We start from the raw sequence: 19,716 nt of genomic DNA, 5'->3' as shown, positions 1-19,716 counted from the left end.
CCTTAAGCCGCGGCCAGCCAGCGCGTTAAACGCGCCGCAAAGGCGGCCTGACTTTCCAGTAACTCGTCTCCCGTCACCAACGGTGCCGGACGTGTAATCACGATGCAGGGGATACCGGCATCCAGACAGGGTTGAACTTTTTCCTGATAACCACCTTCAGCGCCTGAAGCCTTAGTGATCACCACATCAGCCTGACACTGGCGATAAAACGCGGCGTTGAACTCGGCGCTAAACGGCCCACACAGTGCGAAGATTTCACCGACGCCAAATCCCAGATCCGCGCATTGCTGAATGACCTCTGGTACAGGCAGAACGCGCGCCAGCAGCGTTTTTTCAGGCAACCCTTCGCGCCAGATGGCCAGATCTTTACTGCCAGTCGTCAACAGCACGCGATCGCCGAAGCGTCGCGCCACCTCACAGGCTTGCGGAATACTTTGTACGGTATACAGCTGCGGGTGAGTTAATCCGCTCAACTGCTCAGGGCGCTGGTAGCGGCTCAGCAGTACGCCCGCCGCTTCGCAGGCATTCATGATGTTGCGACTCACCACCTCGGCGTACGGATGCGAGGCATCGATCACCCAGCGCGTCTGCTTTTCCTGCAGCCAGGCAATCATTTGCTCGCGTTCCAGACGCCCGCAGCGCACCTGGCCTTTGATGTCTCCCGCCAGCTGCTTTCCCGTCGGGGTCGCAACGGACAGGGTGTAGGCCACGTTTGCTGCATCCAGTTGCTGGCACAGCATGCGCGCGTCGCTGGTGCCGCCCATGACCAGCACATCACCATAATTCACAGCACATAACCTCGTGGCGTGATCATCAGGCCGTCCTGAACATAGGTTGTTTTATTGCCCACGATCACAAGACTGGTCATATCAACCGGCTCAAAGTCCATTTCACCCAGCGTGGTCAGCCATTTTTCCTGCTTTTTACGTCCGGCTGACTTCACAATACCAACCGGCGTTTGTGCGCTCTTGCTGGCAGATAACAACTCAAATGCGCGCGCCAGATGACCTTCGCGACCCCGACTGCGCGGGTTGTAGAAACAGATAACAAAATCGGCTTCACCAGCGGCAACGATGCGTTTTTCGATAACCGGCCACGGCGTTAACAGATCGCTTAAGCTGATGTGGCAGAAATCGTGCATCAACGGCGCACCCAGCAAAGAGGCGGCGGCAATGCTGGCGGTCATCCCTGGGATTAGCCTGACCTCAACGTCCAGCTTTTGCTTACTGACCAGCTCGAGCACCAGCCCGGCCATACCGTAAATCCCCGCGTCACCGCTGCTGATCAGCGCCACGTTGTGCCCCGCCTGCGCCAGTTCGATCGCCGCCTGACAGCGTTCAATCTCTTTGCACATCCCGGTTTTGATCACCTGCTTGTCGCCAGTGAACGCTTTTACCAGATGGGTGTAGGTTTTATAGCCCACGATGATTTCCGCTGCCTGCAGTGCTTCAACGGCTTCCATGGTCATCATTGCCTGCGAGCCAGGGCCAATTCCAATTACGCTTAACATCAGTGTGAAACTCCCAAAGTGATAGTGACGCCCTGTTCTCGCAGGGTCTCGCCTAACAGTTGTCCGTGGCTCAACAGCCAGGCTGCAGGACCAGAAACGCTTCCTGTACCCACCGTTTTGCGAACAAACGATGAGGCCGGAAAACGGTGCTCATGCTCACGCAGCGCGTCAGCAGTAAAGGTTTCGAAAGGAACGCGGCAGCATGAAGCCAGTTGGATAAGTCCCTGTTCATCTTTTTTCAGCGTGATGCTGCCAATCGCTTTTAGCGCCAGCGGATCGAGCTGTTGGGCTTCGAGTTGGCGGGCAAGCAGCGCAGCCAGCAGCGGGAACGGCGTATCACGCCGACAACCAATTCCGGCCACAACCCGCTGCGGCACCAGCTTCCAGTGAGGAACAGGCAGCTCAGGTAAATTGGTGCGTAAGGTGATGCACACCAACGCATCCAGTTCAGGAAGCTGGTTGAGATCGGTGACCGTAATAAATCCGCGCCGGTCGCAATGGCTGACATCCTGCGTCAGTTCGTCATCCCACCACAGCCCAACCCGCTTATTGCTGACCAACATCTGATTGACGATCTTCACCGCCGAACGGAAATCACTCATTCGGGCATTCAGTTGAAATGCCAGCGTATCCAGTGCCGCCATATCGTTCACATCCGTCGCGGTGGTGATAACCGGGTCGGCGCCCAACATGCCCGCCAGATAACGTGCCAACGCATTAGCACCGCCCGCGTGACCGGAGAGCAGGCTGATGACATGCTGGGCACGTTCATCAATGACCACCACCGCCGGATCGCAAAACTTGTCGTTGACCAGCGGGGCCAGTACGCGCACCGCAATGCCGGTCGCCCCGATAAAAATCAGCGCCGAATAATTCGTAAACGCTTCGCGAGCGGTATTCGCAAAGCCGTTTTCGAAGGGAATAAACCCCTCCTCCAGCAGCTTTTCACTGGTAAAACAGGTAACCGGCAGCATAGCTGCCAGACGTTTCGCCAGCACAACGCCGCCAGGAGTCAGGCAAAAAAGCGCAATTGACTCAGGCTTTACGGTATTCATGGCTAAAGTCCGCCGCATAGAGTTTGGAGTAGTGATACTCCGAGCCCAGGAAATTACCGACCAGAATAAGGGCCGTTTTACGGATGCCAGCATCGCGAACCTTGTCGCCAATATCCGCCAGGGTCCCGCGTACGGTCTGGCTTTCCGGCCAGGTTGCTTTATAGATCACCGCCACGGGCGTGGTCGCCGGATAGCCACCTTCAATCAGACGCTCAGCCACCCGATGAATACGCTGGACGGAAAGATATATCGCCATTGATGTCTGGTGGCTGGCAAAAGACTCCAGCTGTTCACGCTCTGGTACCGGGGTGCGGCCTTCCAGGCGCGTAATGATCAGGCTCTGTGAAACTTCGGGCACGGTATACTCAACGCCCAGCTCCGCCGCCGCGCCGAGGAACGCGCTGACGCCGGGCACCACCTGCCAGTCAATCCCGCGTTTGGTCAGCTCCTCGCCCTGCTCGCGCACGGAACCATACAACGAGACATCGCCGGTTTGCAGACGCACGACGGTCTTACCCGCTTTCACTCCGGCTTCCATCAGATCAAGGATCTGCTCCAGATGCAGTTCGGCACTGTCGTGACATTCAGCACCAGCAGGGCAATACTCCAGCAGTTCGGTGTTAATCAGCGATCCGGCGTAGATAACAACCTGCGCCTGCTGCAGCAATCGGTAACCTTTGAGGGTAATCAGCTCGCGATCGCCAGGACCTGCGCCAACAAACCACACGCTACGGGGATCAAAAATCTCAGACATGGTTTCCTTCCTTCTGACAGGCGATAACAAATACGGGGTTATTCGGTTTAAAATAGTGACCACTGCCAAGCGCGGTAAGCGAGGAAACCTGTAGCTGCAGGCAATCCACTCCCTGTACGCCAAGATGGTCCAGATGTGTTAGCGCGGTGTTGAGGTTTTCCTGGAGGATAAATGTCATCACCAAACGCCCTGCGGGATGCAATTGGCGCATCGACCAGTCAATCAGGTCGGTCAGATGACCACCGCTGCCGCCCATAAAAATGGCATCGGCTTTTTCCGCGATAGTCATGGGAGCAACGCCGGGAAAAATATCGATATTTGCGCAGGCAAAATGCTGGCGGTTTTCGTCCAGCAACCTGAGCGCCACCGGGTTACGTTCGATGGCCGTGACACGTAATCCGGGATATTGCAACGCCGCCTCTATCGACACGCTGCCGGTTCCGGCGCCTATATCAATCAGGTGACTGGCGCGGTGTAATTCAAGTTTTGAGAGGGCAAGTGCGCGTACCGCTTCTTTGGTCATCGGCACTTTCTCTCCACGCAGAAAAAGCTCATCTTTCATCGAGGATCACCACTGCATTCATGTCATAGTCGGCGTTAACTTCACGCACAGGCAGGAAATGGATCTTTTCGTTTTCCATCGCCAGGTTTTCGCCAATCACCATCCAGCGATGCCCCTTGCCTCGGGCAATGAGCTGCTGCGCGATTTCACGCGGGCCACACAGCGCATCAGTCACCATCGCTACCTTGTTATGTCGCGCCAGCTCATCAAAACAGACGCTGCGGCCATGGCTACTGGTCAGCCACATATCGTTCATATCAATACCGGACTGCGCACACAGGTACTGCACCGCACTAATGCCGGGAATAATCCGCACATTCTCAATACCAAAATGCGCCACCATGCGCGTCCCGATGCCGTAAAACAGCGGATCGCCAGATGCCAGTACCACAACATGCTTCTCCTGGTGCGCGCTAATCCAGCTCAGGAGTTCCGGGATATTGGCGCCAAGAGCAAACTGTTCACCGGCAAAATCCGGGAATTGCTGCAAATGCCGCTTTCCACCGACCAGAACATCCGCCGCCGCGACCGCTTCACGTGCCGCAGGCGTCATCAAATGCAAACCGGCGGGGCCCATCCCTACAACGGTTAACATTGCATCTCCTCAGCAATTTCTGCGACCGGACGATTACTGCCAAGAACCTGATTATCAAAGGAAAACATGATGGCATCGCAGGTCGGCGGATTTTTGGTAAAGCGCAATGTTTGCAGAACACGCATACAAATGCGCTGAGCCAGATGGTCATAAATGTGCTGGAAACCGTATGCGTCGATATGCTCCATCGCCGCTTCGGTGGTATCGCACTCGCTGACCAGCGTCAGCAGTTCCAGCGGTGCGCCAAGTAATGCGAGGTGGGCCACCAGCGTTTCCATGCGGGCATCGGCAATATGGCTATGGGTATGGAAGATCCCCGCCGCGATTTTGACGAGCTTACCGGGATGTCCCACCAGCACAATTTGCCGGAATCCAAGACGTACGGCTTCTTCAATCATGTAGCCGACAAAGTTGCTCATGGTGACTACAACCTGGGTGTCGATACCCATCTGCTCGCGCACAAAACGCTCGCCGTGGTTTCCCGGCACCAGTACGACACGCTCCAGCCCAGCCGCCCGCTTAATTTCCAGCTCCAGCGACAGCGAACGTTTCCAGCTCTCTTCCGACATCGGCGTGACAATACCCGTGGTGCCGATAATCGAAATACCGCCCAGAATGCCAAGGCGGGAGTTGTAGGTTTTTTGCGCCCGTTCTTCTCCTTCTGGCGCGAAGATTTCAATCTGCGCCCCACGATTTGGGCCAATCGCTTCGCGGACGGCAGATTCAATGGTCTGGCGAGGTGTACGGTTAATCGCCGAGCTGCCGACCGGTAGGCCAATCCCTTTACGGGTTACCGTACCGACCCCTTCACCGCCCTGTAAGGCAATCACGCCACTATCGTCTAACGTCACGCGCGCAAAAATCAGCATCCCATGTGTGGCGTCCACATCATCACCACCGTCTTTGCGGATGGCGGCTATCGCCTGCTGCCCTTCGATATGTGGCGACTCAACATTCAGGCACAACGTCACCCCGGAAGGCGTGACGATGGAAACCTGATGGATGAGGTGTTGGCGCAATACCATCAACGCTGCCACTTTTGCCGCCGCCGTGGCGCACGATCCCGTGGTATATCCTTTACGCAGCGCTTTACCGTTGTGCCACACCGGCGTATCGAAGGCCTCGCTCATCGCGCCCCCTGCATGTGATAAAGCATGGCGTTGACGATAGCGGCAGCGACATTACTCCCCCCTTTACGGCCTAACGCGGCAATGGCGGGCAACTTGCTTTGGGTCAAGGCATCTTTCGACTCTTCTGCACCAACGAACCCGACCGGTACGCCAACCACACCGCTGACAGCGACATCATGCTCAAGCAGGCGAAACAGCGCTGTCGGCGCGTTGCCAAAGACAAACAGCTTTTCCCCCTCTTCCTTCACCGCAATGTCGACAGCAGCCATGGACCGGGTAATACCCTGCTCTTTTGCCGTACGCACAACCCTCGGGTCACTGATGTAACAGCGGCATTCACCGCCGAATTTTGCCAGCAGCGTTTTATTGATCCCGGAAAGCGCCATCGTGGTGTCGGTATAAATCACGCTCGAACGGCTAAGTGCCGCACAAAACTGCTCCAGCACATCACTGGAAAACCACAGAATGTCCAGCCAGTCGAAATCTGCCGTCGTGTGAATGACCCGCTTGATAATGGCTTCATGTAACGGACTGGCAAACTGATAGTCCGGACGGGTTTCACGGATGATCTCGCCAATAATGTCGAAACTTTTGGCTTCAATTGCCTGGGGTTGCTGGATATATTGCATTATGTTGTCCTCAGGCTACACCGGCCCACAGCCACCGCAGCGCAATAAACAGCGCCAGTGCCAGCGTCGATGCCACCCACATCAGTCGAATCGTATGGGAAATGTCGTCTACCGAAATGTCGCGTTGTGCATCACCGATCCACGGTTTCTCAACGCGCTCGCCAAAGTAGTCATTAGGACCACCCAGACGAATGCCTAATGCCCCGGCTACGGATGCCTCTGACCACGCGCAGTTTGGGCTGCTGTGGTTGTAGCGATCGCGCCAGCCAATCTGTAAAGCTCGCGAGCCGTCTTTACGGCATAAAAATGCCGCCACGCCCAGCAGCAGCCAGCTCAGTCTTGCAGGAATAAAGTTCGCGACATCGTCCAGACGCGCGCTGACCATACCGATAGCGCGGTATTTTTCATGTTTGTAGCCCACCATGGAGTCAAGGGTGTTTACCGCTTTGTAGGCCATCGCCAGGGGCGCACCGCCGAGAAGGAGAAAGAACAGCGGCGCGATAATGCCGTCGACGGTGTTTTCAGCCACGGTTTCCACCACCGCGCGATTGATCTGTTGCGGTTGCAGTTGCGAGGTATCACGACCCACTATCCACGACAGTTTTTCCCGACTCGCGGCAATGTCACCGGCCCGTAGAGGACGTTCGACATCCTGTGCGGCATTCGCCAGGCATCGCCCGGCCAGCACGGTAAAGATCATCCATACCTCTACCACCCAACCCAACCAGGGATGAACAGATTTTGCCAGTACCAGCGCGCCCCAGGACGCAGCCCAGGTCAGACCAACCACCACAATCCACATCACCGCGCCACCAATGCGCAGCGCACGGTCGCTATGACAATAACGCCGAATAATTCGCTGCACTGCAGAAATCAGATTGCCAATCCAGCGCACCGGATGCGGCCAGTTCTGCGGATCGCCGATGATAAAATCAAGCAACCAGGCAACACACCACGCAAGGATCGTCATAGCGCGCTCCTCGCGGCTGTCAGCCAGTGGTTAAGCATCTGCGGACGTTGAGCAAAATGAACGTGTAGATAGCTGGCGAAGGTGTTTCCGACCTGCCAGCCGCCAGACCAGGCTTGCAGCGTTTTACCATCGCGCACTTTGCGACAGTTCATCACCGCTGGCGTTTCAGGGGTAAAATCGGAATAGTGGAATTCATGCCCGCGCAGCACTTCCCCTTCTGCTGCTAACAATGTTTGCTGCGCGGCCTGCGCTTCGCAGTAGCCAAATCGGGTCAGACGTTTTCCCATTTTGCTGTGGCCGGGAATGATATCCGCCATCAGCCAGGTATCGCCGTTACTGTCCTCAAGCGAACTGCCGAGATACATCAGCCCCCCACACTCTGCGTAAATCGCGACGCCACGTTGATGTGCCGCTCGCAGTTGCTTCAGCATCGAGACATTGCGAGCCAGCGCCGCAGCATGTAGCTCAGGATATCCACCACCTAACCAGATCATCTGACAGTCGGGTAAGCAGGTGTCGTGCAACGGGCTAAAACGAACAATATTAAGCCCCGTACGTTCCAGCAGCGTAATGTTGTCCGGGTAGTAGAAGTTGAAGGCTTCGTCATCGGCAATTGCAAGCGTTAGCCCTGCTCCGGCATCTGCGGCAGGCAGCGCAGGCCATTCGCCAGCAGGAAGATTGGTTGACAGGCTTAATGTCAGCAGTGCGCCAATATCAAGGGTTTGCTCCAGCGTCGCGGCAAACTCCTGCCACGGTTGCTGATTGACAACCGACTCACGTGCGGTGACTAAACCCAAATGTCGTTCGGGAAGGGCAACCCCATCCATACGGGGTACGTAACCTAAGACGGGTACATCGCAGTAACGTTCGATTGCGACTTTCAGTAACTGGTAATGCGTTTCGCTGTTAACCCGATTAACAATAACGCCGGCGATGTTCAGGGTGGGATCAAAATGCTGAAAACCCATTACTGTTGCGGCGATTGAGGTGGAAACGGCTTTGCCATCAACCAGTAAGATGACCGGACAGCCTAACTGTTTAGCCATCGCGGCGGTGCTGCAGTAGTTTGGGTCGGTACCATAGCCGTCATACAACCCCATCACACCTTCAATAACGGCGATATCTGCATGTCGCATCTGCTCGTTGAATAGAGCGTTCAGCGTGGGGACGGGAAGCATAAAGCTATCAAGATTGCGGGAAGCGGTACCGCATACCGCTGTATGCCAGCCGGTATCAAGGTAATCAGGACCCACTTTGCAAGGCTGGACGCGCAAACCGCGTTTTTTCAACAAGCTCAACAAGCCCAGCGTCACCGTGGTTTTACCACAGCCGCTTCCGGTACCTGCAAGAACAAATGCGTGAAAATTGGCCGCCATACCCTGATCCTGTTCAGGGTGGTAGGGGTGTAGAGATACCCAGTCTCTCGACTGTATGCATCTGAACCACCCACTTCCCACCGAAGTTGTTGGTAGTCACTGACAGGCAGGTCTTCTGGCTTAGCGTCATCCTAACCCGTCCTTCCCAATCTTGCGATCAGTGGTCCATACGGGGTCGTCAGCATCACAGCAGCGGGGGCTGCGGGGGATTCTCACCCCCTTCCCTACCACAAATGTGGCAAACCTGTCAGTTCAAGAGCCTGGTTAATTAAGCTCTCTGTTATGAGGTAAATTCACGACCTCATGACAATAATTCAGTTTAATATCTTTCCGAATTCATTCAGCCAATTTCCTGGCCTTTTCCCACATATTCATACGTTCACTTTTTGAATGAAAGTATCAGCTAAGAATAAAGAAAGTCATTCACACAGACACTGTATCTCATCACAAAAATAAAAACTGGTGCAGTTTATCCCTCTAATACCATTATTTTGTTGCGCTATGACAATTTATTGGCAGCTGTCATTATTTTTCATTTTATAATGACGGGCATAGCGCCACATATCAAAAATCGGCAATAGCAAAATATTGCTATTTAAGCGGACTCTCCGCGTGAAATGACATTAATTTGCTGGCGAAATGCCTGCGGCGTAACCTGATACGTTTGACGGAACACTTTGCAAAAATAGCTGGTTTGCGAAAAGCCTAAATTACGCGCAATGCTGGCTATGCTCCAGTCACTGTGGCAAAGCAACTCTTTGGCACTTGCCATTCTCTGTTGGTTTACCCATGCGTTAAAACCGATACCCTGATATTTTTTGAACAATTTACTGAAATAGTACGGGCTAAGGAAAACATGAGAGGCAACATCTTCCAGACGCAGCTCGTCTGATAAATGCGCATCAATATAGCGCAGGGCTTTTTTCATTTTACTGTCATGGGGGTTGGTACTGCGGTTAGCGCGTACCGGCTCTGACTGCTGCGGGTTATCTTTGATAACAACAAAATTGAGTTGTTTCTTAAGGCAATTTTCGACGATGAGCTTGAGTAAATCCGCTGAGGCAATGACACGAGAATAGTCCATCTCAGGTACATTACGGAACTCGTTGACCAGCTCAGGATCGGCTTGCCAGCGGTCATCGACGTTCAGAATATCAACGAGGCCTACATCGTTACTTAAGCGTACTTGTCCACAAAGCACAAACCCTACCAGGTGTCCCGCGATGACCAGCGGAATTGAGAAATCGGTAAGCCCGGCATGGCAGCGATAAATGCAAGGTTGATCGGACTTAGAGGCTTCCAACCCGCCACAGCGGTCGCTCATACGACAACGCGTACTATGCTGAGGATGCTGGCGCATCAACTGGCAAAAAGGAGTGAAATTAAAAAGCTCAGAAATTTCATCACCGTGAATATTGACAACCACAACAGCCAGACTGGTGGCCTGTGCAAAATCCTGTGCGATTTTATTAATGAGTTCTGAGTTCAGGGCACTCGCAGAAATCATGATAAAACCTCTCAGTTAATTTATTGTTATAAATAAAACATATTATTCACACATTCATTTTCATCTCGCGATCCAGCGCTCTGATGAAAGTCAGCATTGAACATAACAAAAGTCTCCCATTCTTGGGAGACTTTTTAAGCCGTTCAGGAAACCGGATCACGAAAACAGTTTTTGCCTTTCAATAATAAACATCTTTCATGAAGCTAGCTCTCGTTTTCCTCCAACTTACACGAATTACACGGTAAATTTTTGCCAATAAAATAACGATAAATTGCTGCGCCCGCACAGGCGCCGATGATGGGAGCCACAATCGGCACGATGAAATAAGGGATATCGCGCCCGCCGGTCATCGCAACATCACCCCACCCGGCCATCCAGGCAAACAATTTAGGACCAAAATCACGTGCCGGGTTCATCGCAAAGCCGGTAAGTGGGCCGGTTGATGCGCCGATAACAGCAACCAGAATACCAATCAACAGTGGTGCCAGAGGGCCTTTGGGAACGCCGTTACCGTCGTCCGTTAGCGCCATAATCATCCCCATCAGAATGGAGGTAATCACCACTTCGACTAGTGCGGCCTGCCAGACACTCAGTGCGGCGGCAGGATACGTGCTAAAAATACTGGCAAGTTGCAGGCTTTCCAGACTGCCGCGTACCATTTGGTGGGCTGATTCATACTCAATGAATAAACTGCCGTACAACAAATAGGCCAGCATAGCGCCACCAAAGGCACCCGCTATCTGAGCGACAGAATAAGGCAGTACTTTACGACCAGGAAAACAGGCAAACAACCAAAGTGCGATGGTAATAGCAGGATTGAGATGGGCCCCAGAAATCCCGGCTGTCAGGTAAACTGCAAGCGAGATCCCCAAGCCCCATATGATGCAGATCTCCCACAATCCCAAACTGGCACCCGCGACTTTAAGGGCGCTCAGGCACCCAATACCAAAAAACAAAAATAGCCCGGTACCCAAAAACTCAGCAATACATTGCGCTCTTAGTGAATCGTTCATTGTGACACCTTCTAAGCAGAGTTCGTGTCTTTACCAGCGGACTCCTTGCTGGCAGGAAGGTTACTTCAAGACTTACTATAAAAATCTGTATCGGCAAATTGTTGGCAATCTGCAAGCGACATACCCTTAAAAATCGTGTTGTGATAGCAAATTTTTGCTATCACCTTTATTAAAACAGGCGACAAAACGTGAATTCACCCAATTAAAAGTACATTTTCAAAATAATAAAATATTGCGAACAGCAGAATTCCATTTTCAAACGATCATCACAATTTCATTTTTCTCGCATAGCAAATGATATTTAAACTGTCACTCAGAAAAGTGTAAATATGGAATTAACATAACCAAATAGTCATATCGATTAAGATTAAAATAACCAATAAAAACATAGTATTACAATAACACACAGCAATTTTATCTCACCGTTACCCCACTATTTTTTCACTCTTACTTTCAACTCAGCCATTCTTTTTCCTCGCTTCTTTTTATAGTCATGAAAATCGGGACAACCCAGGCGAGGTCTTTATGCAACAAGAAGCGTTAGGAATGGTAGAAACCAAAGGCTTAACTGCAGCCATAGAGGCCGCAGATGCAATGGTGAAGTCAGCCAATGTAATGCTGGTCGGCTACGAAAAAATTGGTTCGGGGCTGGTAACAGTTATTGTCCGCGGCGATGTCGGCGCAGTCAAAGCAGCAACAGATGCCGGTGCCGCCGCAGCCCGTAATGTGGGAGAAGTGAAAGCCGTACACGTTATCCCACGCCCGCATACCGATGTAGAAAAAATCTTACCGAAGGGAATTAGCTAATGAGCAGCAATGAACTGGTTGAACAGATCATGGCGCAGGTGATTGCTCGTGTGGCAACGCCAGAACAGCAGGCTATCCCAGAAAATAATCACCCAACACGAGAAACGGCTATGGCAGAGAAAAGCTGCAGTTTAACGGAGTTTGTCGGTACCGCGATTGGCGACACCGTCGGTCTGGTAATCGCCAACGTAGACAGTGCCCTACTGGACGCAATGAAACTTGAAAAACGCTATCGCTCCATTGGCATCCTTGGCGCCCGTACTGGCGCAGGCCCGCACATCATGGCCGCCGATGAAGCGGTGAAAGCCACCAATACTGAAGTCGTCAGTATTGAGTTACCACGTGATACCAAAGGCGGCGCAGGTCATGGCTCGCTGATTATTCTTGGCGGCAACGATGTTTCCGACGTGAAACGCGGCATTGAAGTCGCACTGAAAGAACTGGATCGCACCTTTGGCGACGTTTATGCCAACGAAGCCGGTCACATCGAAATGCAGTACACCGCACGCGCCAGCTACGCACTGGAAAAAGCCTTTGGCGCACCGATTGGTCGTGCCTGTGGCGTCATCGTCGGCGCACCAGCATCCGTTGGTGTCCTGATGGCTGATACTGCCCTGAAATCCGCCAACGTGGAAGTTGTGGCTTACAGCTCCCCTGCTCATGGCACCAGCTTCAGTAACGAAGCCATTCTGGTTATTTCGGGTGACTCTGGCGCTGTTCGTCAGGCTGTTATCTCCGCCCGTGAAATCGGTAAAACCGTACTCGGGACCCTCGGCTCAGAGCCGAAAAACGATCGTCCGTCCTACATCTGATATCAGTGAGGCTGATTCATGAGATCGAAAAGATTTGAAGCACTGGCGAAGCGCCCTGTGAATCAGGATGGCTTCGTTAAGGAGTGGATCGAAGAAGGCTTCATTGCGATGGAAAGCCCGAACGACCCCAAACCGTCGATTAAAATCGTCAACGGTACAGTCACTGAACTGGACGGTAAATCCGCCAGTGAATTTGACTTAATCGACCATTTCATTGCCCGCTACGGCATTAACCTGGCACGCGCTGAAGAAGTCATGGCGATGGATTCGGTCAAACTGGCCAATATGCTTTGCGATCCCAACGTGAAGCGCAAAGACATTGTGCCGCTGACCACCGCAATGACGCCGGCAAAAATCGTCGAAGTCGTATCCCATATGAACGTCGTTGAGATGATGATGGCCATGCAGAAAATGCGTGCTCGTCGTACACCATCTCAACAAGCGCACGTCACTAATGTCAAAGATAACCCCGTGCAAATTGCCGCTGATGCCGCTGAAGGCGCATGGCGCGGGTTTGACGAACAGGAAACGACCGTTGCCGTTGCGCGTTATGCGCCATTTAACGCCATTGCGCTGTTAGTCGGCTCACAGGTTGGACGCCCGGGCGTGTTAACTCAGTGTTCTCTGGAAGAAGCAACCGAACTCAAACTCGGGATGCTAGGCCACACTTGCTACGCTGAAACCATCTCCGTCTATGGTACTGAACCCGTCTTTACCGACGGCGATGACACGCCATGGTCTAAAGGCTTCCTCGCCTCGTCCTACGCATCCCGTGGTCTGAAAATGCGCTTTACCTCCGGCTCTGGTTCAGAAGTTCAGATGGGTTACGCCGAAGGCAAATCGATGCTTTATCTGGAAGCCCGCTGTATTTACATCACCAAAGCTGCTGGCGTACAGGGTCTGCAAAACGGTTCCGTAAGCTGCATCGGAGTCCCTTCCGCCGTGCCGTCAGGAATTCGTGCTGTGCTGGCTGAAAACCTGATCTGCTCCTCTCTGGATCTGGAATGCGCCTCCAGCAACGACCAAACCTTTACCCATTCGGATATGCGTCGTACTGCGCGTCTGCTGATGCAGTTCCTGCCGGGTACTGACTTCATTTCTTCTGGTTATTCCGCAGTGCCGAACTACGACAACATGTTTGCGGGTTCGAACGAGGATGCTGAAGATTTTGACGACTACAACGTTCTCCAGCGTGACCTGAAAGTAGACGGTGGTCTGCGCCCGGTTCGTGAAGAAGACGTTATCGCCATTCGTAACAAAGCGGCGCGTGCGCTGCAGGCCGTCTTTGCCGGGATGGGATTACCGCCAATCACTGATGAAGAAGTGGAAGCGGCGACCTACGCCCACGGTTCGAAAGATATGCCGGAACGTAACATCGTTGAAGATATCAAGTTTGCACAAGAGATCATCAACAAAAACCGTAACGGTCTGGAAGTGGTGAAAGCCCTTGCTCAGGGCGGATTTACCGATGTCGCTCAGGACATGCTCAACATCCAGAAAGCCAAGTTAACCGGGGATTACCTGCATACCTCCGCCATTATCGTTGGCGACGGACAGGTGCTATCCGCTGTCAATGATGTTAACGACTATGCCGGTCCGGCAACAGGTTATCGCCTGCAAGGCGAACGCTGGGAAGAGATCAAAAACATCCCTGGCGCACTTGATCCCAACGAGCTTGGCTAAGGGGTGAAAAATGGAAATTAATGAAAAACTGCTGCGCCAGATAATTGAAGATGTGTTGTCTGAAATGCAGACCAGCGACAAACCCGTCTCTTTCCGCGCATCTACAGCGGCAAGCGCACCTCAGGCTGCTACGGCACAGGGCGACAGCTTTCTGACCGAGATTGGTGAAGCCAAACAAGGCCAGCAACAGGACGAAGTGATTATTGCCGTAGGGCCGGCGTTTGGCCTGTCACAAACCGTCAATATTGTAGGGATCCCGCATAAGAATATCTTGCGCGAAGTGATTGCCGGTATTGAAGAAGAAGGCATTAAAGCGCGCGTTATCCGCTGCTTTAAATCCTCCGATGTGGCGTTTGTTGCCGTTGAGGGTAACCGTCTGAGCGGTTCCGGGATCTCTATCGGTATCCAGTCAAAAGGCACGACGGTTATCCACCAGCAGGGGTTACCGCCGCTTTCAAACCTGGAGCTGTTCCCTCAGGCACCGCTTCTGACGCTGGAAACCTATCGTCAGATCGGTAAAAACGCCGCGCGTTATGCCAAGCGTGAATCTCCGCAACCGGTCCCTACGCTGAATGACCAGATGGCTCGTCCTAAGTACCAGGCGAAATCAGCCATTCTGCACATTAAAGAGACCAAATACGTTGTGACAGGCAAAAACCCGCAGGAACTGCGCGTGACGCTTTGATAAAGGATACCTCCATGAATACCGACGCAATTGAATCGATGGTTCGGGATGTGTTGAGCCGGATGAACAGCCTGCAAGGCGAGTCCGCGACTCCGCCCGCGGCGAGTTCATCAGCACATACCGCGAAAGTCACGGATTACCCTCTCGCGAATAAACATCCTGAATGGGTAAAAACTGCGACCAACAAAACGCTGGACGACTTCACGCTTGAAAATGTTCTGAGCAACAAAGTGACCGCGCAGGACATGCGCATCACTCCTGAAACACTGCGCCTCCAGGCGGAAATCGCCAAAGATGCCGGACGTGACAGGCTGGCGATGAACTTTGAGCGCGCTGCCGAGCTAACCGCTGTTCCTGACGATCGCATTCTTGAGATCTACAACGCGCTGCGCCCGTACCGCTCAACAAAAGATGAGCTGATGGCTATCGCCGACGATCTCGAAAATCGTTATCAGGCAAAAATCTGTGCAGCTTTCGTTCGTGAAGCGGCAGCGCTGTACGTTGAGCGTAAAAAACTCAAAGGCGACGACTAACTCAGGGACAGGATCATGCGATATATAGCTGGCATTGACATAGGCAACTCATCAACGGAAGTCGCTCTGGCTACTCTGGATGAGTCTGGCGTGCTGAGCATCACCGGCAGCGCGCTGGCAGAAACCACCGGAATTAAGGGCACATTACGTAATGTGTTTGGCATTCAGGAGGCCCTTACGCTGGCGGCAAAAAACGCCGGTATCAATGTCAGCGATATTTCGCTCATCCGTATTAACGAAGCCACCCCGGTCATTGGCGACGTGGCGATGGAAACAATAACCGAAACCATCATCACTGAATCCACCATGATCGGCCATAACCCTAAAACACCGGGCGGTGTCGGGTTAGGCGTGGGCGTCACTATTACGCCGGAAGACCTTCTCAGTCGCCCGGCGGATACGCCCTATATTCTGGTGGTGTCATCGGCATTTGATTTCGCCGATGTTGCTACGATGATTAATGCCTCCGTCCGTGCCGGATACCAGTTGACTGGTGTTATTTTGCAGCAGGACGATGGTGTGTTGGTCAGTAATCGTCTGACTCATCCCCTGCCCATAGTCGATGAAGTCCTTCATATTGACCGTATCCCGTTGGGGATGCTGGCTGCCATTGAGGTCGCCGTACCAGGAAAGGTTATTGAAACACTTTCTAACCCCTACGGTATTGCAACTGTCTTTGGCCTCAATGCCGATGAGACTAAAAACATTGTTCCGATGGCACGGGCGCTGATCGGCAACCGTTCAGCTGTGGTGGTGAAAACGCCGTCAGGTGATGTGAAAGCGCGAGCGATTCCTGCCGGAAATCTGGAGCTACAGTCTCAGGGACGTACAGTACGGGTCGACGTTGCAGCGGGCGCCGAAGCGATTATGAAAGCGATTGGTGAATGCCCGAAACTGGATAACGTTACCGGAGAAGCTGGCACCAATATTGGCGGCATGCTGGAGCATGTGCGCCAGACTATGGCTGAATTAACCAACAAACCCAGTCATGAAATTTTTATTCAGGATCTGCTGGCGGTCGATACCTCGGTTCCTGTCAGCGTGACGGGTGGACTTGCCGGTGAGTTCTCGCTGGAACAGGCTGTCGGCATAGCCTCCATGGTGAAATCAGACCGCCTGCAAATGGCGATGATTGCCCAGGAGATCACGCAAAAGCTCAACATTGACGTCCAGGTTGGCGGGGCCGAAGCCGAAGCTGCCATTCTGGGGGCCTTAACTACTCCGGGCACCACGCGACCACTGGCTATTCTGGACCTCGGCGCGGGTTCAACCGACGCTTCTATCATCAATCCTAAGGGCGAAATTATTGCCACGCACCTGGCGGGTGCAGGCGATATGGTCACGATGATCATTGCCCGTGAACTGGGTCTGGATGACCGTTATCTCGCGGAAGAGATTAAAAAGTATCCGTTGGCGAAAGTTGAGAGCTTGTTCCATCTTCGCCACGAAGACGGCAGCGTTCAGTTCTTCCCTACACCTCTCCCGCCAACAGTTTTTGCGCGCGTGTGCGTAGTGAAGCCCGATGAACTGGTGCCACTGCCGGGTGAACTGGCGCTGGAGAAAGTACGGGCCATTCGTCGAAGTGCTAAGGAACGCGTTTTCGTTACTAACGCACTCAGAGCGCTACGTCAGGTGAGTCCGACCGGGAACATTCGGGATATTCCCTTTGTGGTACTGGTTGGCGGCTCATCCCTGGATTTTGAAGTTCCGCAGCTAGTCACCGATGCTCTGGCGCATTATCGACTGGTTGCCGGGCGCGGCAATATTCGTGGTACCGAAGGTCCGCGCAATGCGGTTGCGACAGGGCTGATTCTCTCCTGGCATAAGGGATTCGCTCATGGAAAGTAATCTCACCACGCCAGCCATCGTTATCTTCACCAGTGCTGACTGCGCTGACATCTGGAATGACGTACTGCTGGGTATTGAAGAAGAAGGGATCCCCTTTGTGATTCAGGAGAATGACTCAACTGACGTTATCCACAACGCATGGTTGGCCGCCTGCCAATCACCATTGCTGGTTGGTATTGGCTGTAGCCGTGAAAAACTGGTCGTGCACTACAAAAACTTACCCTCATCAGCACCGCTTTTTACGCTGACGTATCAACAAAATAGCCACGATCGCCGCAGCATTGGTAACAACGCTGCGCGGCTGGTTAAAGGCATTCCGTTCCGGGAATGCCACTCATAACCCACAGGAGAAAAGCAGTATGAATAACGCACTGGGACTGGTTGAAACAAAAGGGCTTGTCGGCGCTATTGAAGCCGCTGATGCCATGGTGAAATCCGCAAACGTGCAGTTGGTTGGTTACGAAAAAATCGGCTCTGGCCTCATCACCGTTATGGTTCGCGGTGATGTCGGCGCGGTGAAAGCAGCCGTAGATGCTGGAAGCGCAGCCGCAAGCGCCGTTGGCGAGGTGAAATCCTGCCACGTTATCCCGCGTCCGCACAGCGACGTTGAAGCCATTTTACCTAAATCCGCATAAGTTGTTGCAACCAAGGAGCACAGCGTGAAGCAATCACTGGGATTACTTGAAGTTAGTGGTCTGGCATTAGCCATCAGTTGCGCGGACGTCATGGCGAAAGCCGCCTCCATCACGCTGGTGGGCCTAGAAAAAACCAACGGCTCAGGCTGGACGGTGATCAAGATAATCGGGGATGTGGCCTCCGTCCAGGCGGCCATTTCCACTGGTGTCAGTTTCGCTGACCAGCTAGATGGACTGGTGGCTCACAAAGTCATTTCCAGACCCGGGGACGGGATCCTGTCGCATAGCGTTGTCCTGGAGCCTGAACCAACGCCCGAACCCATACCAGCCATACCGCATGAAGAGATATTTGTAGACCATGCGGCACCCGAAGCGCCGCAAGATGCAGAGTTGATTAGCTGCAATTTGTGTCTTGATCCTGCCTGCCCTCGCCAAAAAGGTGAGCCGCGCACTCTTTGTCTTCACTCCGGCAAACGAGGTGAAGTGTGATGGATAAACAGCAACTGGAAACCACTGTCGCTAAGGTTCTCGATGAAATGCGCGAGCGCCCGATTCCGCTGGGGATCTCTAATCGGCATATTCATCTGTGCGCTGAAGATTACGGCCGCTTGTTTCCCAATCACCCAATTAGTGAGAAAAAAGAGCTGCTGCAGCCAGGACAATATGCAGCAGAGCAAACTGTCACGCTGGTGGGGCCAAAAGGTCAGTTAAAAAATGTGCGTTTACTCGGCCCGCTGCGCAATACCAGCCAGGTCGAAATTTCTCGTACCGACGCCCGCACGTTGGGAATTGCTGCTCCGCTGCGGATGTCGGGCAATATTCAGGGTACACCCGGTGTTCGTCTTGTCAGCCCATTTGCTGAACTGGAGTTAGCATCCGGGGTGATCGTTGCCCAACGGCATATCCATATGTCGCCGCTCGATGCTCTGATTCTGCGAGTTTCCCATGGTGATAAAGTCTCGGTCGCCATTAATGGCGATGAACGTCGACTGATTTTCGATAACGTCGCTGTACGCGTTTCGCCGGATATGCGCCTCGAAATGCATATCGATACAGACGAAGCCAATGCTGCAGGCGCTGATAATCCCCAGGCATTTGCCACACTGGTGACCTCACGATGAACAACGAACTGCTGCAACGCATTATCGAGGAGGTTGTTTCCCGATTAAAAAAACGCGCGGAAAGCACGCTCACTCTTAGCGTCGCGCAGTTACGGGAAATCAATTCACGGACAGTATGCTGCCAGTACTCGTCGCTCCATCTCCAGCAAGTGGACCTGCCATTACTGGAGCAAATTGCCGAAGGCTGCCCAGTCAACATGTCGGTGGTAACGATTCACGACGCGCTGGCATGCGGAGTCCGCGTGAAGATTTCACTACAACACCGATTGTTACCCGCAATCCCCGTGAAAAAACTCGCGCGTCTGCCGCTGGAGTTCAGTGACGAACTGGGGCGAATCATCTTTTTGCATCCTGAGAAGCTTCTCAGCTATGCCGACGTCGCCCAATTGAGGGATGGCGTACTGGTGCTACGCCGTCGATGTGTCGTGACGGCTCTGGCTCAGGAAGCTGTCAGTCTGCGAAATGTCCAACTAATTAAGCAGGAGTGAGCT

Annotated in this window: 23 protein-coding genes and 1 riboswitch; of the genes, 11 read left to right on the top strand and 12 right to left on the bottom strand. The window is 53.1% G+C overall.

Features of this window, described 5'->3' with window-relative positions:
• Positions 1 to 2: 2 nt before the first annotated feature.
• From GFB57_RS13505 to pduF, 12 genes are all read right to left on the bottom strand, one after another.
• Entirely contained in the window at positions 3 to 788 is a 786-nt protein-coding gene (locus GFB57_RS13505) for a cobalt-precorrin-6A reductase (protein WP_003030280.1), read from the bottom strand.
• On the bottom strand, positions 785 to 1,510 hold the full coding sequence (locus tag GFB57_RS13500) for a precorrin-3B C(17)-methyltransferase (protein ID WP_003030278.1): 726 nt from the start codon (positions 1,508 to 1,510) through the stop codon (positions 785 to 787). The genes GFB57_RS13505 and GFB57_RS13500 overlap by 4 nt, the downstream gene beginning before the upstream one ends.
• Positions 1,510 to 2,565 (bottom strand): cobalt-precorrin 5A hydrolase, encoded by a 1,056-nt coding sequence (cbiG, locus tag GFB57_RS13495; protein WP_003030276.1) that lies wholly within the window; start codon positions 2,563 to 2,565, stop codon positions 1,510 to 1,512. Before cbiG ends, GFB57_RS13500 begins: the two co-directional genes overlap by 1 nt.
• Entirely contained in the window at positions 2,546 to 3,319 is a 774-nt protein-coding gene (locus GFB57_RS13490; RefSeq protein ID WP_003030275.1) for a cobalt-precorrin-4 methyltransferase, read from the bottom strand. The genes cbiG and GFB57_RS13490 overlap by 20 nt, the downstream gene beginning before the upstream one ends.
• A complete protein-coding gene (locus tag GFB57_RS13485; RefSeq protein WP_290366808.1) occupies positions 3,312 to 3,881 on the bottom strand; it encodes a decarboxylating cobalt-precorrin-6B (C(15))-methyltransferase in 570 nt (189 codons plus the stop codon). The genes GFB57_RS13490 and GFB57_RS13485 overlap by 8 nt, the downstream gene beginning before the upstream one ends.
• Positions 3,871 to 4,476 (bottom strand): cobalt-precorrin-7 (C(5))-methyltransferase, encoded by a 606-nt coding sequence (locus GFB57_RS13480; protein ID WP_003030270.1) that lies wholly within the window; start codon positions 4,474 to 4,476, stop codon positions 3,871 to 3,873. The genes GFB57_RS13485 and GFB57_RS13480 overlap by 11 nt, the downstream gene beginning before the upstream one ends.
• A complete protein-coding gene (cbiD, locus tag GFB57_RS13475; RefSeq protein ID WP_003030269.1) occupies positions 4,470 to 5,606 on the bottom strand; it encodes a cobalt-precorrin-5B (C(1))-methyltransferase CbiD in 1,137 nt (378 codons plus the stop codon). The genes GFB57_RS13480 and cbiD overlap by 7 nt, the downstream gene beginning before the upstream one ends.
• Positions 5,603 to 6,235 carry a cobalt-precorrin-8 methylmutase gene (locus GFB57_RS13470; RefSeq protein ID WP_003030267.1) on the bottom strand — a complete coding sequence of 211 codons (633 nt, stop codon included), beginning with the start codon at positions 6,233 to 6,235 and terminating at the stop codon, positions 5,603 to 5,605. The genes cbiD and GFB57_RS13470 overlap by 4 nt, the downstream gene beginning before the upstream one ends.
• Before the next feature lie 10 nt (positions 6,236 to 6,245).
• Complete coding sequence (cbiB, locus tag GFB57_RS13465) at positions 6,246 to 7,205, bottom strand: adenosylcobinamide-phosphate synthase CbiB (RefSeq protein WP_003030265.1); 960 nt, start codon at positions 7,203 to 7,205, stop codon at positions 6,246 to 6,248.
• Positions 7,202 to 8,581, bottom strand: a complete 1,380-nt coding sequence (locus tag GFB57_RS13460; RefSeq protein WP_003030262.1) for a cobyrinate a,c-diamide synthase — start codon at positions 8,579 to 8,581, stop codon at positions 7,202 to 7,204. The genes cbiB and GFB57_RS13460 overlap by 4 nt, the downstream gene beginning before the upstream one ends.
• Positions 8,582 to 8,668: 87 nt before the next feature.
• Positions 8,669 to 8,844, bottom strand: a riboswitch (cobalamin riboswitch).
• 332 nt (positions 8,845 to 9,176) lie between these two features.
• Complete coding sequence (gene pocR / locus GFB57_RS13455) at positions 9,177 to 10,088, bottom strand: regulatory protein PocR (RefSeq protein ID WP_003030260.1); 912 nt, start codon at positions 10,086 to 10,088, stop codon at positions 9,177 to 9,179.
• 203 nt (positions 10,089 to 10,291) lie between these two features.
• Positions 10,292 to 11,101 (bottom strand): propanediol diffusion facilitator PduF, encoded by an 810-nt coding sequence (pduF, locus tag GFB57_RS13450; protein ID WP_003030258.1) that lies wholly within the window; start codon positions 11,099 to 11,101, stop codon positions 10,292 to 10,294.
• Between the two features lie 525 nt (positions 11,102 to 11,626).
• On the opposite strand from pduF, the gene pduA reads away from it, so the two are divergent.
• Genes pduA through pduM form a run of 11 tightly spaced genes read left to right on the top strand, consistent with a single transcriptional unit; the run spans position 11,627 to position 19,713 of the window.
• A complete protein-coding gene (gene pduA / locus GFB57_RS13445; protein WP_003030255.1) occupies positions 11,627 to 11,908 on the top strand; it encodes a propanediol utilization microcompartment protein PduA in 282 nt (93 codons plus the stop codon).
• The gene (gene pduB / locus GFB57_RS13440) at positions 11,908 to 12,720 is read left to right on the top strand and encodes a propanediol utilization microcompartment protein PduB (RefSeq protein ID WP_003030252.1); all 813 of its coding nucleotides are present in this window, start codon (positions 11,908 to 11,910) and stop codon (positions 12,718 to 12,720) included. Before pduA ends, pduB begins: the two co-directional genes overlap by 1 nt.
• Positions 12,721 to 12,738: 18 nt before the next feature.
• Positions 12,739 to 14,403, top strand: a complete 1,665-nt coding sequence (gene pduC, locus GFB57_RS13435) for a propanediol dehydratase large subunit PduC (protein WP_003030249.1) — start codon at positions 12,739 to 12,741, stop codon at positions 14,401 to 14,403.
• Positions 14,404 to 14,413: 10 nt separating this feature from the next.
• On the top strand, positions 14,414 to 15,088 hold the full coding sequence (gene pduD / locus GFB57_RS13430) for a propanediol dehydratase medium subunit PduD (protein WP_003030247.1): 675 nt from the start codon (positions 14,414 to 14,416) through the stop codon (positions 15,086 to 15,088).
• Positions 15,089 to 15,102: 14 nt separating this feature from the next.
• Positions 15,103 to 15,621, top strand: coding sequence for a propanediol dehydratase small subunit PduE (pduE, locus tag GFB57_RS13425; protein ID WP_003030243.1), 519 nt, complete (start codon positions 15,103 to 15,105; stop codon positions 15,619 to 15,621).
• Positions 15,622 to 15,636: 15 nt separating this feature from the next.
• The gene (locus tag GFB57_RS13420; RefSeq protein WP_003030241.1) at positions 15,637 to 17,469 is read left to right on the top strand and encodes a diol dehydratase reactivase subunit alpha; all 1,833 of its coding nucleotides are present in this window, start codon (positions 15,637 to 15,639) and stop codon (positions 17,467 to 17,469) included.
• The gene (locus tag GFB57_RS13415; protein WP_003030239.1) at positions 17,459 to 17,809 is read left to right on the top strand and encodes a glycerol dehydratase reactivase beta/small subunit family protein; all 351 of its coding nucleotides are present in this window, start codon (positions 17,459 to 17,461) and stop codon (positions 17,807 to 17,809) included. Before GFB57_RS13420 ends, GFB57_RS13415 begins: the two co-directional genes overlap by 11 nt.
• 19 nt (positions 17,810 to 17,828) lie before the next feature.
• Positions 17,829 to 18,104 (top strand): propanediol utilization microcompartment protein PduJ, encoded by a 276-nt coding sequence (pduJ, locus tag GFB57_RS13410; protein ID WP_001057752.1) that lies wholly within the window; start codon positions 17,829 to 17,831, stop codon positions 18,102 to 18,104.
• A 24-nt stretch (positions 18,105 to 18,128) separates the two neighbouring features.
• Positions 18,129 to 18,593, top strand: a complete 465-nt coding sequence (locus tag GFB57_RS13405) for a BMC domain-containing protein (RefSeq protein WP_003030215.1) — start codon at positions 18,129 to 18,131, stop codon at positions 18,591 to 18,593.
• Positions 18,593 to 19,225, top strand: coding sequence for a phosphate propanoyltransferase (locus GFB57_RS13400; RefSeq protein ID WP_003030214.1), 633 nt, complete (start codon positions 18,593 to 18,595; stop codon positions 19,223 to 19,225). Before GFB57_RS13405 ends, GFB57_RS13400 begins: the two co-directional genes overlap by 1 nt.
• A complete protein-coding gene (gene pduM, locus GFB57_RS13395; protein ID WP_003030213.1) occupies positions 19,222 to 19,713 on the top strand; it encodes a microcompartment protein PduM in 492 nt (163 codons plus the stop codon). Before GFB57_RS13400 ends, pduM begins: the two co-directional genes overlap by 4 nt.
• Positions 19,714 to 19,716 lie beyond the last annotated feature (3 nt).

The organism is Citrobacter sp. S39 (genome assembly GCF_009495675.1).
Lineage (GTDB): Bacteria > Pseudomonadota > Gammaproteobacteria > Enterobacterales > Enterobacteriaceae > Citrobacter > Citrobacter freundii.
The sequence above is the reverse complement of the archived record's forward strand: the minus strand, read 5'-3'. Positions and strand labels throughout refer to the sequence as shown.

Coding starts and splice junctions, on each gene's coding strand:
- GFB57_RS13415 (WP_003030239.1), top strand. CDS start 17,459: ATGGAAAGTAATCTCACCACGCCAGCCATCGTTATCTTCACCAGTGCT.
- pduF (WP_003030258.1), bottom strand. CDS start 11,101: ATGAACGATTCACTAAGAGCGCAATGTATTGCTGAGTTTTTGGGTACC.
- pduJ (WP_001057752.1), top strand. CDS start 17,829: ATGAATAACGCACTGGGACTGGTTGAAACAAAAGGGCTTGTCGGCGCT.
- GFB57_RS13420 (WP_003030241.1), top strand. CDS start 15,637: ATGCGATATATAGCTGGCATTGACATAGGCAACTCATCAACGGAAGTC.
- pocR (WP_003030260.1), bottom strand. CDS start 10,088: ATGATTTCTGCGAGTGCCCTGAACTCAGAACTCATTAATAAAATCGCA.
- GFB57_RS13460 (WP_003030262.1), bottom strand. CDS start 8,581: ATGGCGGCCAATTTTCACGCATTTGTTCTTGCAGGTACCGGAAGCGGC.
- pduA (WP_003030255.1), top strand. CDS start 11,627: ATGCAACAAGAAGCGTTAGGAATGGTAGAAACCAAAGGCTTAACTGCA.
- pduC (WP_003030249.1), top strand. CDS start 12,739: ATGAGATCGAAAAGATTTGAAGCACTGGCGAAGCGCCCTGTGAATCAG.
- pduE (WP_003030243.1), top strand. CDS start 15,103: ATGAATACCGACGCAATTGAATCGATGGTTCGGGATGTGTTGAGCCGG.
- GFB57_RS13490 (WP_003030275.1), bottom strand. CDS start 3,319: ATGTCTGAGATTTTTGATCCCCGTAGCGTGTGGTTTGTTGGCGCAGGT.
- GFB57_RS13480 (WP_003030270.1), bottom strand. CDS start 4,476: ATGTTAACCGTTGTAGGGATGGGCCCCGCCGGTTTGCATTTGATGACG.
- pduD (WP_003030247.1), top strand. CDS start 14,414: ATGGAAATTAATGAAAAACTGCTGCGCCAGATAATTGAAGATGTGTTG.
- GFB57_RS13500 (WP_003030278.1), bottom strand. CDS start 1,510: ATGTTAAGCGTAATTGGAATTGGCCCTGGCTCGCAGGCAATGATGACC.
- GFB57_RS13485 (WP_290366808.1), bottom strand. CDS start 3,881: ATGAAAGATGAGCTTTTTCTGCGTGGAGAGAAAGTGCCGATGACCAAA.
- cbiB (WP_003030265.1), bottom strand. CDS start 7,205: ATGACGATCCTTGCGTGGTGTGTTGCCTGGTTGCTTGATTTTATCATC.
- pduM (WP_003030213.1), top strand. CDS start 19,222: ATGAACAACGAACTGCTGCAACGCATTATCGAGGAGGTTGTTTCCCGA.
- cbiD (WP_003030269.1), bottom strand. CDS start 5,606: ATGAGCGAGGCCTTCGATACGCCGGTGTGGCACAACGGTAAAGCGCTG.
- pduB (WP_003030252.1), top strand. CDS start 11,908: ATGAGCAGCAATGAACTGGTTGAACAGATCATGGCGCAGGTGATTGCT.
- cbiG (WP_003030276.1), bottom strand. CDS start 2,565: ATGAATACCGTAAAGCCTGAGTCAATTGCGCTTTTTTGCCTGACTCCT.
- GFB57_RS13470 (WP_003030267.1), bottom strand. CDS start 6,235: ATGCAATATATCCAGCAACCCCAGGCAATTGAAGCCAAAAGTTTCGAC.
- GFB57_RS13400 (WP_003030214.1), top strand. CDS start 18,593: ATGGATAAACAGCAACTGGAAACCACTGTCGCTAAGGTTCTCGATGAA.